Origin of the sequence: Ralstonia sp. AU12-08 (genome assembly GCF_000442475.1) — a bacterium.
Classification (GTDB): domain Bacteria; phylum Pseudomonadota; class Gammaproteobacteria; order Burkholderiales; family Burkholderiaceae; genus Ralstonia; species Ralstonia insidiosa.
Genome location: NZ_ASZV01000046.1, coordinates 139,270 through 152,575, shown reverse-complemented (window position 1 = coordinate 152,575; position 13,306 = coordinate 139,270). Strand labels below are relative to the sequence as shown.

Below are 13,306 nucleotides of genomic sequence, written 5' to 3'. Positions count from 1 at the left end.
ATCAACACAGACGGATTGGATGAAACCGACCACCGCTGAATTTACCGCGCCCAAGAACGACAACGCACGCCTGCAGAATCTGTGCGGGCCGCTGGATGAAAACCTGCGCCAGATCGAGCAGGCGCTGGACGTGACCATCAGCCGGCGCGGCGCCAAGTTCACCGTGCGTGGCGCCAATGCGCGCGGCGCGGCCAATGCGCTGGAATCGTTCTACAACGCCGCGCGCGAACCGCTGTCGGTGGACGACATCCAGCTCGGCCTGGTGGAGACCCGCCAGGTGGCCGCACACGGCGCCTACCTGCCGGAATCGAGTACCGACGTGCCCGATGGCAACGACCTGTCGCCGGTGCTCCACACGCGGCGCACCGATCTGCATGGTCGCACGCCGATGCAGCGCGAGTACTTGCGCAGCATCCTCTCGCACGACCTGTCGTTCGGCATCGGCCCGGCCGGTACGGGCAAGACGTATCTGGCGGTGGCCTGCGCGGTGGATGCGCTCGAGCGCGATGCCGTCAAGCGCATCGTGCTGACGCGCCCGGCCGTGGAAGCCGGCGAGCGCCTGGGCTTCCTGCCCGGTGATCTCGCACAGAAGGTGGACCCGTACCTGCGTCCGCTGTACGACGCGCTGTACGACCTGCTCGGCTTCGACAAGACGCAGAAGATGTTCGAGCGCCAGATGATCGAGATTGCGCCGCTGGCGTACATGCGCGGGCGCACGCTCAACCACGCCTTCATCATCCTGGACGAAGCCCAGAACACCACGCCGGAACAGATGAAGATGTTCCTCACGCGGATCGGTTTCGGCTCCAAGGCGGTGATTACCGGCGACACGACGCAGATCGACCTGCCGCGCGGCCAGAAGAGCGGCCTGATCGAAGCGCAGCACGTGCTGCGTGACGTGCGCGGCGTGTCGATGACGCGCTTTTCCAGCATCGACGTGGTGCGGCACCCACTGGTGGCCCGCATCGTCGAGGCTTACGACGAATTCCATGCCCAGCATAAGGACGCCTGAACGTGGCTAAAGCAAAGACCGACACCAAAACAAAAACCAAGAAGACCCAACCTGCGGCCGCTGAGTCGTTCGGCCCGCGCGTCGATGTATTCGATGCCAAGGGCAAGCCGAAGACGGTGGATGCCAGCGCCCTGCGCATCGCCTTTGCGGATGGCCGCAGCCTGATCATCAGCGTGCCCGATACCGCCGATGGCGCCATCACCCTGGTTGCCGAGCATTCGGACACCAACACGAATGCCATGCTGTCGCTGCGCCCGGAGCACCACGACAGCGTCACGCTGCGCATCGAGGCTGAGCCGGTACAGACCGAGCGCACTGAAGACCTCGACGACACGTTCTGGAACCACGGCGGCGAAGCCTTCGACGACGCAGAAATGCTCACGCTCGACCTCACCGTGCAGCACGGCGATGAGCTGAAGGCCGCTGCCCGCAAGGCGCTGCCGAAAGAGAAGGACATCGAAGCGTGGATCGCCCCCGCGCTGTTTGCCGATGCACAGCTCACCGTGCGCTTTGTGGGCGAAGAAGAAGGCCGCACGCTCAACCGTACGTACCGCGAGAAGGACTACGCCACCAACGTGCTGACGTTCTCGTACGCAGAAAGCGACGAAGACCCGGTGGCCGCCGACATCGTGCTGTGCTGCCCGGTGGTGGAGAAGGAAGCCAAGGAACAAGGCAAACCGCTGGTTGCGCACTACGCGCACCTGATCGTGCACGGCGCACTGCACGCGCAGGGTTACGACCACGAAGACCCGGCCGATGCCAAAGAGATGGAAGGCATCGAAACCGAGATCCTCGGCGATCTGGGTTTTGCGGATCCGTACGCAAGCCGCTGACGCACCTCCCGCATCGTTATCAGACGCCGGCCACATGCCGGCGTTTTTGTTTCCTGCTACAGAAACGCAACATCGCGTTTCAACACTGAATCAAGTGGGTTTTCCGCAGATCCAGTCCTGACAAGGGTTTGCGGCATCCCCTCCGCCATTCGATGCAGGCGCGCGCCCGCCGAATCGCTCATACGCTCCCCTTCAGCCGTCGGCCATCTGGTACAGGCACTGCTCTCCGTACGGTGCATGGGCTTTGCCATGGCAATCCCTATCCTCGACACATAAGCCGCCACCCAAGCGCGCTCGATACACGTCGCCACGCAAGGCGTCATGGGCCAACCCGCGCACAGACGGGCTCGGCCCCCCGGGGAGGTCATCATGCGTCAACGTTTCATGGACAGCATTCCATGGGCCACGCTGCTGGTCAGCGTGGGTGTCGGCACTGCGCTCGTGGTCACACCACGCATCGCACACGCAGACCACAAGCAATCCTGCTACGCAGGCATCGTCATCGTGTTCGACGGTGCATGGCATCCGGGTGCGCAGATTGGTTGCCGCACCGTCAATGTCTCGGGCAGCAACAACGTCGTCGGCGCGGAAGTGAACTTCATGATCGCGCAGGGCACCATCCGGCCGCGCGTGCAGGCGGTGGTCGGCAGCACCAGCGTGCAAGCGCTCATCGGCGGCGGCTACGACTTCGAGAGCAGCAAGGCCCTGGTGGGCGTTGGCGCCACCGGCGACCACTGGCTGGCCGGCGCCGATATGGAAATCGCCGGACGCTGGACGGCCTACGCCGGCGCCACCACGCTCGGCCGGTATCACGGCAACACGCCGGACCCTGTCACGACACCCGCCCCCGCGCCAGTGTCCAGCAACGTGACTGCGCCGCCGTCCACGAACAACAACGCGCCAGCCCCGGCTCCGGCACCAGGCAAGTCGCCTAGCCCGAGCCCTAGCCCGAGCCCGAGCCCGAGCCCGAGTCCGACACCGACACCGACACCGACACCGACTCCGACACCGACTCCGACGCCAGCACCGACCCCAAGCCCCGCCCCGGTCCCATCCCCCTGCGGAAGCTGCCATGGCGGTGACCATGGTGGGCATCACCACGATCATGATCACGACCATGACGGCCACCATGGTGGCAACCATGGCGGCGATCACGACCGCGGCGGCGATGGTGACCACGACCATGGCGGAGGCGACGACCATGGCAATCACCACGGCCCGCACGGCGGCGAACATGACCACGGTGGCGATAGCAACCACGGCGGGGATCACAACCACGGGGGCAATGGCAACCACGGCAGGGATCACGACCACGGGGGCGACGGTAACCACGGCCGGAACCATGACCATGGCGGTGGCGACGATCGCGGCGGAAACCACGACCACGGCGGCGATTCCGGCAGCCATCACGTGCACCAAGGCGACCCCGACAGCCATGGCCATCACGATGGCAATGGTGACGACCACACCCGTTCCGGCCACAACACCGGCAATCACAAGGACAAGGGCACTCACCAAAGCCAGGACGATAGCGGCCAGGGTAACAACGATCATGGTGGCGACGGCCACCAGGGCACAGGCAGTGATGAGGATAGCGGGCACACCGGTGGCGACGGTCACCAGCAAGGCGGCAAGGCCAACGGCGACTGACCGTTCCCCCCTCGGCAGGCGCCATGCCGCGCCACCCGGGCCGACCTCCTGAAGTGCAATTCAACGCACATCAGGAGGCTCGTCGCCCACCCCGCGCTGTGTTGGAAGGTGTCCACCAAGCCGCCCCCTGCGTCATCGGGACGGCGAGCCTTTTGGTGTATGCTGGCCCGATGTTTAACGACGCGCGACCGCGCCATGAATGATCCGTATCCCAGTCCGAAGCCAGCCGACAAACCCCGATCGCTGCTGGAACGTCTGACCGACCTCATCTCGCCCGAGCCCGAATCGCGGGCCGAGCTTCTAGAAATCCTCCAAGACGCGCATGCGCGCAACCTGATCGACGCCGACTCTTTGTCGATGATCGAAGGTGTCTTCCAGGTCTCGGACCTGTGCGCGCGCGACATCATGATCCCGCGTGCCCAGATGGACGCGATCAACATCGCCGACGCGCCGTCTGAGTTCATCCCTTACGTGCAGGAAGCGGCGCATTCGCGCTTCCCGGTCTACGAGGGCAGCCGTGACAACATCATCGGCATCCTGCTGGCCAAGGATTTGCTGCGCTTCTATACCGATGAAGACTTCGACGTGCGTGACATGCTGCGCCCGGCCGTGTTCATTCCGGAATCCAAGCGCCTGAACGTGCTGCTGCGCGACTTTCGCGTCAACCGCAACCACATTGCCATCGTCGTGGACGAGTACGGTGGCGTGGCCGGCCTCATCACCATTGAAGACGTGCTCGAGCAGATCGTCGGCGACATCGAAGACGAATACGACATCGAAGAGGAAGAGGACAACATCCTCGCCACCGCCGATGGCCACATGCGCGTGCGCGGCCTGACCGAAATCGAGCAGTTCAACGAAGCCTTCGGCACGCACTTCTCGGATGAGGACGTCGACACCATCGGCGGGCTGCTGTCCAACCACCTCGGCCGCGTGCCGCACCGGGGCGAGAAGATTGTCCTGGGCACGCTGCAGTTCGACGTGCTGCGCGCCGATGCGCGGCAGGTGCAAGTGCTGCTGGTGCGCCGCCTCACCACCCCGACCGGCGGTGATGCCTCGGTCAACGCAACTGGTTCCAACCCCGTCTGACCCCCGTGCCCGCTCAGTTCTCCTCCCCTGCCGGGGCGCCCCCCCATCGGCAGGACGCCCCGCTTGTGCCACCTGCCGGGCCGCTCGCGCGGCTGCCGATCTCACAACGTAAGGCGGCCATGCCGCTGGCGGTGCTGCTGGGCGTCATGCATACGCTGTCGTTCGCGCCCAACCACTGGTGGTGGCTGCAGATCCTGTCACTGACGGGGCTCGCGGCCCTGGTGCAACGCGCAACGCGCTTGGCGTGCGTCGCCTGGGTCGGCTATGCCTTCGGGCTTGGCTGGTTCCTCTCGGGCGTCTGGTGGCTCTACATCAGCATGCACGTGTACGGCGACATGCCGGCGTGGATGGCCGGGCTGGCGGTGCTGCTGTTCGCCGGCTACCTGGCACTGCATCCGGCGCTGGCGGTATGGGCGTGGCAATGGCTGACGCGACGCGGGCGCTGGTCGGGCACAGCATCGGCCCTCGTGTTCGGCGCGGCGTGGGCGGTCGTGGAATGGCTGCGCGGCACGGTGTGGACGGGCTTCCCCTGGATCAACGGCGGCTATGCGCACACCGATGGTCCGCTGGCCGGCTACGCGCCCCTGGTGGGCGTGTACGGCATCGTGCTGATCGCTGCCACGCTGGCCGGCCTGCTATGCGTGGCCGCCGAGCGCCGCCTGCATTGGCTGACGGCCATCGCGGGCGCTGCTGTGCTGGTGGCCGGCTGGCCGCTACACAACGTCGCTTGGACACAGCCCGTCGGCAAGCCGATCTCGGTGCGCCTGCTGCAGGGCAACGTGCCGCAGGACGTGAAGTTCCAGCAGACCGGCATTGAGCGCTCGCTGGAGCTGTACACCAAGATGGTCACCGAGCAGCCCGCGCAGCTGGTGATCACGCCTGAGACGGCCTTCCCGATCATGATCCAGGAGATGCCGCAGGAGATCGCGCTGGCCATCCGCACGTACGTGGATACCACCGGCTCCAGCGTGCTGTTTGGTGCGGCCAGCCAGGATTCGGCGGTGGATTACACCAACAGCGTGTTCGGCGTGGGCCCGCAAATCCAGGGCGTGTACCGCTACAACAAGCACCACCTGGTGCCCTTCGGCGAGTTCATCCCCTTCGGTTTCCACTGGTTCGTCAACATGATGAACATGCCGCTGGGCGATTTCCGGCGCGGCCTGCCGGTGCAGCCCGCCATGACGGTGGCCGACCAGCGCGTCGCGCCCAATATCTGTTACGAGGATTTGTTCGGCGAGGAGATCGCTGCCTCGCTGCGGCACGCGAACCAGCCCGCCACCATGCTGGCCAACGTGACCAACCTGGCGTGGTTTGGCGACACGATTGCGCTGGACCAGCACCTGCAGATCTCGCGCATGCGCGCACTGGAAACCGGACGGCCGATGCTGCGTGCCACCAATACCGGCGCCACCGCCGTGGTGCGCCCGGACGGCAGCGTGCAGGCGCGCCTGCCCGTTTTCACGCTCGGCACGCTGCAAGCCGAGGTGCAGGGCACACAAGGCCTGACACCGTTTGTGCGGGCCGGCAACGCACCTGCGCTGGGCGTGGGCGTACTGGTACTGCTGGCCGCGCTGGTACGCCGTCGTCGCACCGTAACGAACTGATCGGTCGCCATCCGGAGGGCTTTCGAGCCACTTTCCGGGGCGGCTGACAAAAAACGCTAAAATTCAACGTTTTACGGCGCTCATGCACGTAATCACGCAGCCATGCGCTTGCGTGTGTGTGCACGAGCGCCGCAGCATTCCACCGTCACGCTGCGCCCCGAACGTTCTGGCCGCGGCGGACCACCAGGTACCACCATGCTTACCTTCCAGCAACTCATCCTGAAGCTGCAGTCGTACTGGGACGCCCAGGGCTGCGCCCTGCTGCAACCGATCGACCTTGAAGTCGGTGCAGGCACCTCGCACGTGCACACCTTCCTGCGCGCGATCGGCCCCGAGCCGTGGCGCGCCGCCTATGTGCAACCGTCGCGCCGCCCCAAGGACGGCCGCTACGGCGAGAACCCCAACCGCCTGCAGCACTACTACCAATATCAGGTGGTGCTCAAGCCGGCGCCGGAGAACATCCTCGACCTGTACCTCGGTTCGCTGGAAGCGCTGGGCCTGGACCTCAAGCAGAACGACGTCCGCTTTGTGGAAGACGACTGGGAAAACCCCACGCTCGGCGCCTGGGGCCTGGGCTGGGAGGTGTGGCTCAACGGCATGGAGGTCACGCAGTTCACGTACTTCCAGCAAGTCGGCGGCCTGGACTGCAAGCCGGTGACCGGTGAAATCACCTACGGTATCGAACGCCTGGCGATGTACATCCAGAAGGTCGAGAACATCTACGACCTGGTCTGGACCGAGTGGGAAGAGCCGGGCCCGAATGGCCCCGTGAAGCGCCGCCTGACCTACGGTGACGTCTACCACCAGAACGAAGTCGAGCAATCGACCTACAACTTCGAGCAGGCCGACACCACGGTGCTGTTCCGCCGCTTTGCCGAGCACGAAGCCGAAGCCAAGCGCCTGATGGGCGTACGCGCGGAGGGTGATGCCGGCGCAGCAGACGAAGGCGCGCCGGTCGTGCAACTGGCGCTGCCCGCCTACGAGCAAGTGCTCAAGGCCGGCCACACCTTCAACCTGCTCGACGCGCGCGGCGCCATTTCGGTGACGGAGCGCGCGGCCTACATCGGCCGCATCCGCAACCTGTCGCGCCTGGTCGCGCAGGCCTACTACGACTCGCGCGAGCGCCTGGGCTTCCCGATGTGCGGCACCGCTGCTGCGGCCACGGAGGCTGCATGACGGCCACGCGGGTCCAAACCGCGCGACGTGGGCTGGTCTTGCTGACAGCGGCGTCGATTGCCGCACTGGCGCTGCCGGCAAGCGTTGCGCAAGCGGCGCGGCATCGCACGTCCAAGCCCGCATCGACGGAAAAGATCTTCGTTGTGCCGAACAACCTGACGCAGATCTGCGTGGCCGACTCCAAGCCGCTGCAGCAAGCGCTGGGCGCGGCATGGACACCGGCGCCGCCCGCGCTCGACCAATGGACGAGCCTGGTACGCACGATGGCCTGTGACCTGTCCGGCGCGCGTGACCTCGGCTGGCACCGCGTGCCGCTGCGCACGTACGCCACCGCCCTGCGCTTCCCGCTCACCTGGGTCGAGTGGCAAGGCTCCGGGGCCAAGGCACAGCGCCGTGCGCGCGTGTTCCGCTCGTCGGCGCAACTGCCGAGCCGGTTGGAATTCAACGTGTCCGGCACGCTGCAAGAGGTGCGCTATGACGAGCGCCGCGGCACGCTGTCCGCGCGCTTCCTGCGCCGTGATGCCGCCCCGCCCGGCACGAACCCCGCACCGATCGCACCGCCGCCGCCTCCGGGCCAATGCGCCGGCACGCAGTTGCAGTTCCAGCAGCAGAACGGCGTGTGGCTGCTCTCGGGCGTGGAGCCCGTGCCAGGATCGCCTTGCTAACCGCAATACGTAACCGCCGCTCCGGCACTCAGATCCGAGCGGCGCAGAACAACGACGTCACCGATTCAACTGCTATGTCCACCCTCCTGATCGAACTGCTGACCGAAGAACTGCCGCCCAAGGCGCTGGCCCGCCTGGGCGAGGCGTTTGCGCGCGGCCTGTTTGACGGTCTGTCGGCGCAAGGCCTGCTCGAAGAAGGCGCTACCGTGGAAGGCTTTGCCACGCCGCGCCGCCTGGCTGCATCGATCACCGGCGTGCGCCGTGCCGCGCCCGATCGTGAGTTGCGCGAGAAGGTGCTGCCCGTGACCGTCGCCTTTGACGCTGAAGGCAAACCGGCCGCACCTCTGGTCAAGAAGCTGGCTGCACTGGCCAAGACGGTGGGCGTGGAAACCATCGCGCCCGAGTCGCTCGAACGCGCACCGGACGGCAAGGCGGAATCGCTCTTCTACCGCTACACCGCCCGCGGTGCCGTGTTGGCCGAGGGCCTGCAGACCGCACTGTCGCAGACCATCGCCAACCTGCCGATCCCGAAGGTGATGACGTACCAGCGCCCGAACGGTCAGGATATGGAGAGCGTGCAGTTCGTGCGCCCAGCGCACAAGCTGATCGCGCTGCTCGATAGCGAAGTCATCCCCGTCAGCGCACTGGGCCTGCAATCGGGCAATGTGACGCTGGGCCACCGCTTCCTGTCGGCGGGCGAAATCGTCATCACCGATGCCACGTCGTACGCCAGCACGCTGGAAGCCCAAGGCAAGGTCATCGCTAGCTACGCCAAGCGCAAGGAAGCCATCCGCGCTGAACTGCTCAAGACGGCCGGCGCCGATACAGTCGTCATGCCCGAAGCGCTGCTGGATGAAGTGAACGCGCTGGTCGAATGGCCCGTGGTCTACCCCTGCCACTTCGAGGAAGCGTTCCTCGCCGTGCCGCAGGAGTGCCTGATCCTGACCATGCAGACCAACCAGAAGTACTTTGCGCTGACCGATGCACAGGGCCATCTGCGCAACCGCTTCCTGATCGTCTCGAACATTGCCACCGGCACGCCGGAAGCCATCATTCAAGGCAACGAGCGCGTGGTGCGCCCGCGCCTGGCGGACGCCCGCTTCTTCTTCGAGCAAGACAAGAAGAAGCCGCTGGCCGATCGCGTGCCGCTGCTCTCGCGCGTGGTCTATCACAACAAGATCGGCACGCAGCTGGAGCGCGTATCGCGCCTGCAGGCCATTGCTGGCCAACTGGCCGAGAAGCTCGGCGCGGATGTCGCACACGCCTCGCGCGGCGCGCTGCTCGCCAAGGCCGACTTGCTGACCGACATGGTGGGCGAGTTCCCCGAGCTGCAAGGCACGATGGGCACGTACTACGCCCGCCACGATGGTGAACCCGATGATGTGGCGCTGGCCTGCTCCGAGCACTACCAGCCGCGCTTTGCCGGCGACGCGCTGCCCAGCACCGCCACCGGCACCGTGGTGGCGCTGGCCGACAAGCTGGAAACGCTGGTCGGCATCTGGGGCATCGGCCTGCAGCCCACGGGCGAGAAAGACCCGTTCGCGCTGCGCCGCCACGCGCTGGGCATCCTGCGCATGCTGATCGAGAAGCCGCTCGTGCTCACGATCGACGATGCGCTGAAGATTGCCGCCGCCAGTTTCGACGGCATCGCTGCCGTCAAACCGGACCTGGCCGCCATCACCGATTTCCTGTACGACCGCCTGCGCGGCTACCTGAAGGACAAGGGCTACAGCACCAACGAGGTGGAAGCCGTGGTCAGCCAGCGCCCGCAGCGTCTGGACGACATCGTCGCGCGCCTCGAAGCCGTACGTGCGTTTGCCGCCCTGCCGCAAGCCGAAGCGCTGGCCGCCGCCAACAAGCGCATCACCAACATCCTGAAGAAAACGGATGTGGCCATCGGCGCGGTGCAGCCGCAACTGCTCAAGGAAGATGCCGAGCGCGCGCTGCACCAGGCCGTGGCCGCGTCCGAGCCGCAGGTGCACGATGCCTTCGCGCGCGGCGACTTCACCACCGCCCTGAAGACGCTGGCCGGCCTGCGCGAAGCGGTCGACACCTTCTTCGATGGCGTGATGGTGATGGCCGACGACACCGCGCTGCGCGACAACCGCTTGGCGCTCTTGGGCGAGCTGCATGGCCTGATGAACCGCGTGGCGGACATCTCCAAGCTGGCTGCCTGATTGACCGCCCGCGCAAAGCCCGGAGCCTGACATGCCCCACATCCCCAAGCTGGTGATCCTCGATCGTGATGGCGTGATCAACCTCGACAGCGACCAGTTCATCAAGTCGCCCGACGAGTGGATCCCCATCGCCGGCAGCCTGGAGGCGATTGCCGAGCTGAACCAGGCAGGCTACGAAGTGGTGGTCGCGACCAACCAGTCAGGCATTGGCCGCGGACTGTTTGAAGCGGCCGCGCTCAACGCCATGCACGAGAAGATGTACAAGGCGTTGTCCGCATTTGGCGGCCGCGTCGATGCCGTCTTCTTCTGCCCGCACACCGCCGCGGACGCCTGCGAATGCCGCAAGCCCAAAGCCGGCATGTTCCGCGAGATCGCACGCCGCTTTGACCGGGATCTGACGGGCGTGCCGGTGGTCGGCGATTCGCTGCGCGACCTGCAGGCTGGCGTGGAAGTTGGCGCCGTGCCGCACCTCGTGCTGACCGGCAAGGGCATCAAGACACGCGACGCCGGCAACCTGCCTCCTGGCACCCAAATCCACACAGACCTGCGCGCGTTTGCGCGTGCATTGCTGTCGCCTGCCCCCCAGGGCACGCCCTCGCGTGCCCCTTGAATTGCCATCCATGACCTTCATCCGTTCGCTGCTGCTCCTGATTTTCCTGGTCGTCTGGACCCCGATTTATGCGGTGGCCTGCTTCATCGTGTTTCCGATCCTGAACCCACATCGCCGTTTCTGGATGGTGACGGGCTGGACCAAGTCCGTGATCTGGGCGGCGCGCTTCCTGGTCGGCATCCGCTGGAAGTACGAGGGCTGGGAACATATTGAAGAGGCGGTCGCCACCAACAAGCAGGTGGTCCTGCTCTCCAAGCATCAGTCGGCCTGGGAGACCATGGCGTATGTTGCGACCATGCCGCGCCCGTTGTGCTTCGTGTTCAAGCGCGAGCTGTTGTTCGTGCCGTTCTTCGGCTGGACGCTGGGCTTGCTGAAGATGGTGCACATCAACCGCAAGGACGGTGCCAACGCGTTCGCCTCGGTGGCGCGCCAGGGCAAGGAACGCCTGGCCGACGGCGCGTGGGTCATCATGTTCCCGGAAGGCACGCGCACCCGCTCGGGCGATCCGAAGCCGCGTTACAAGAGCGGCGGTGCGCGCTTTGCCGTCGATACCGGCGCATGGGTCATCCCCATCGCCCACAACTCCGGGCGCGTGTGGCCGCGCAATTCGTTCTTGAAGCATCCGGGTCTGATCACGCTGTCGGTCGGTCCGGCCATCTCGACCGCCGGCAAGACCAGCGACGAACTCAACCGCGAAGTCGAAGCGTGGATCGAAACAGAAATGCGTAGAATCGACGCCGACAGCTACCGCGAGCGTGCATGAAACTGCTGCGACCACCGACTTCGCCCACCACCGCCGACAGCGTGCAGCTTGAGCTGCCACTGCTCGCGCCTGAAGCCCCGTCGCCCCCGCACTCGCACTCGCAACCGGACGCCACCCTCCTCGCCCCACCGGCAGTCGATCCCACCACCGTACCGCTTGGCCCCAATCAGCGCCGCCTGACACTGGGCGAGCGTGCACTGGTGTACAACCTCAAGCGCTCGTCGCGGCGCACCATTGGCTTTGTCATCGATGACCGGGGGTTGTCGATCACGGCGCCGCGCTGGGTCACGCTGGGGGAGATCGAACACGCCATCTCCGAAAAGCAGAAGTGGATCTTCGCCAAGCTGGCGGAATGGCGCACCAGCGCCGCGCGCCGCGTGCTGCCGCCGATGGAGTGGCAGGATGGCGCGTCGCTGCCCTTCCTTGGCAAGTCGATCACGCTCAAGCTGGAATCGCCCATCGGCGCGCTGATGTTCGATGCCGATGCGTGCATGCTGCATCTTGGCTTGCCGCCCGCGGCCACCGAGCAGCAGATCAAGGATCGCGTGCAAGGCTGGCTGCAAACGCAGGCGCGCCGGCTGTTTGGTGAGCGGCTCGATGTGTATGCCGAGCGCCTGGGCGTGCGGCATAGCGCGTATGCGCTGTCATCGGCGGCCACGCGCTGGGGCAGTTGCACGGCCGACGGCAAGATCCGTTTGAACTGGCGCCTCGTGCATTTCCCGATGAGCCTGATCGACTACGTGGTCGCGCATGAGCTGGCGCACCTCAAGGAAATGAACCACAGCCCGCGCTTCTGGGACACGGTGGAATCGATCTTCCCCGAATTCCGCGAAGCACGCGAACAACTGCGTTCGCATCCGCCGGAATATCTGCCGGCGTTCTAAGGGCGCCCTCTTGCCCTCCACGCACGGCGCGGGCACGCTGCGCCGCCCTCCATGATCTTTGCGCCCGTCCTCTCCCTGCTGGGCTTCGTGGTGCTCTTCATCGTGCCGCTCGTAGGTGTATTGGGGACAATCCCGATGGTCGGCATCGTCATGGCAAGGGCGTACAAGAAGCGGCCTCCGCTTTCTCGGAAAGCGCGAAGATGGATGTGGGCGCTAGCGATCTTCCTTGCCGTGGCGGATCTGTGGAGCGGGTACCTGTTCTACGTATCCGCCCGCATTGATCGCGAGATCAACGAAGAACAAGTCAACAAGGCTGCGCGGGAAGACTTCACCCTCGATCGAGACTTCCAGTACGGCGAGCTGGTGATCCCTGCCGGCAGCCGGATCCACCGCTACGACGTGTTCGACAACGGCAAGAAAGACATGCCCCTGTCGCTGCGCGGCCTGCGCGCCGTTCGCTTTCCCCATCCGGTCCGGGTGGCTGGGGTCGATGTCGAATCGATGGACGTGTCGACGCTGGACATGGCGCTCGTGCTGGCCAAGGACCAGGCCATCGGCCCGCGGTTCGACTACGACACGAAAGGCAAGCTGACCCACGAGGGCCAACCCGAGTCTGTTACCTGCAAGCGCGGGCAGGTGGCCCACTTCAATGCGCCCTCGATCGAGTACGACATCAATGCCGAATTCGCCAAGCCGGAACCGGACAGACCCGACGCACGGTTCAAACCGAGCCAGTGGCAATTCCTGGGCTGCACAGACGGCACCTCGATCGACCTGCCGCCCATCGCGCCGCGCTGACGCGCGTGCCCGCTGCCTGACCGGATGGTGCATTCCACAGGCGGC

At 65.6% G+C, this 13,306-nt stretch carries 12 protein-coding genes; all 12 read left to right on the top strand.

All coding sequences use genetic code 11. The features are described from left to right. The first annotated feature begins 19 nt into the window (after positions 1 to 19). The 12 genes from C404_RS51030 to C404_RS0130305 all read left to right on the top strand — a co-directional run bounded on the left by C404_RS51030 (position 20) and on the right by C404_RS0130305 (position 13,261). Complete coding sequence (locus C404_RS51030) at positions 20 to 1,012, top strand: PhoH family protein (RefSeq protein WP_021196560.1); 993 nt, start codon at positions 20 to 22, stop codon at positions 1,010 to 1,012. 2 nt (positions 1,013 to 1,014) lie between these two features. Continuing rightward, positions 1,015 to 1,845: an rRNA maturation RNase YbeY gene (ybeY, locus tag C404_RS51025; RefSeq protein ID WP_021196559.1), complete on the top strand. Its 831-nt coding sequence runs from the start codon at positions 1,015 to 1,017 to the stop codon at positions 1,843 to 1,845. 369 nt (positions 1,846 to 2,214) lie between these two features. Then, entirely contained in the window at positions 2,215 to 3,495 is a 1,281-nt protein-coding gene (locus C404_RS51020; RefSeq protein ID WP_021196558.1) for a hypothetical protein, read from the top strand. A 195-nt stretch (positions 3,496 to 3,690) separates the two neighbouring features. Continuing rightward, a complete protein-coding gene (locus tag C404_RS51015) occupies positions 3,691 to 4,584 on the top strand; it encodes an HlyC/CorC family transporter (RefSeq protein ID WP_021196557.1) in 894 nt (297 codons plus the stop codon). 119 nt (positions 4,585 to 4,703) lie between these two features. Further along, complete coding sequence (gene lnt, locus C404_RS51010) at positions 4,704 to 6,188, top strand: apolipoprotein N-acyltransferase (protein ID WP_021196556.1); 1,485 nt, start codon at positions 4,704 to 4,706, stop codon at positions 6,186 to 6,188. 195 nt (positions 6,189 to 6,383) lie between these two features. Further along, positions 6,384 to 7,364, top strand: a complete 981-nt coding sequence (glyQ, locus tag C404_RS51005; protein WP_031329865.1) for a glycine--tRNA ligase subunit alpha — start codon at positions 6,384 to 6,386, stop codon at positions 7,362 to 7,364. Continuing rightward, positions 7,361 to 8,029: a hypothetical protein gene (locus tag C404_RS51000; protein WP_021196554.1), complete on the top strand. Its 669-nt coding sequence runs from the start codon at positions 7,361 to 7,363 to the stop codon at positions 8,027 to 8,029. The genes glyQ and C404_RS51000 overlap by 4 nt, the downstream gene beginning before the upstream one ends. Before the next feature lie 74 nt (positions 8,030 to 8,103). Then, positions 8,104 to 10,206 (top strand): glycine--tRNA ligase subunit beta, encoded by a 2,103-nt coding sequence (gene glyS / locus C404_RS50995; protein ID WP_021196553.1) that lies wholly within the window; start codon positions 8,104 to 8,106, stop codon positions 10,204 to 10,206. A gap of 31 nt (positions 10,207 to 10,237) precedes the next feature. Further along, positions 10,238 to 10,816, top strand: a complete 579-nt coding sequence (gene gmhB / locus C404_RS50990) for a D-glycero-beta-D-manno-heptose 1,7-bisphosphate 7-phosphatase (RefSeq protein ID WP_021196552.1) — start codon at positions 10,238 to 10,240, stop codon at positions 10,814 to 10,816. Positions 10,817 to 10,826: 10 nt separating this feature from the next. Further along, the gene (locus tag C404_RS50985) at positions 10,827 to 11,579 is read left to right on the top strand and encodes a lysophospholipid acyltransferase family protein (RefSeq protein WP_021196551.1); all 753 of its coding nucleotides are present in this window, start codon (positions 10,827 to 10,829) and stop codon (positions 11,577 to 11,579) included. Further along, the gene (locus C404_RS50980) at positions 11,576 to 12,463 is read left to right on the top strand and encodes a M48 family metallopeptidase (RefSeq protein ID WP_021196550.1); all 888 of its coding nucleotides are present in this window, start codon (positions 11,576 to 11,578) and stop codon (positions 12,461 to 12,463) included. The genes C404_RS50985 and C404_RS50980 overlap by 4 nt, the downstream gene beginning before the upstream one ends. Before the next feature lie 51 nt (positions 12,464 to 12,514). Next, complete coding sequence (locus C404_RS0130305) at positions 12,515 to 13,261, top strand: hypothetical protein (RefSeq protein ID WP_152524481.1); 747 nt, start codon at positions 12,515 to 12,517, stop codon at positions 13,259 to 13,261. Positions 13,262 to 13,306 lie beyond the last annotated feature (45 nt).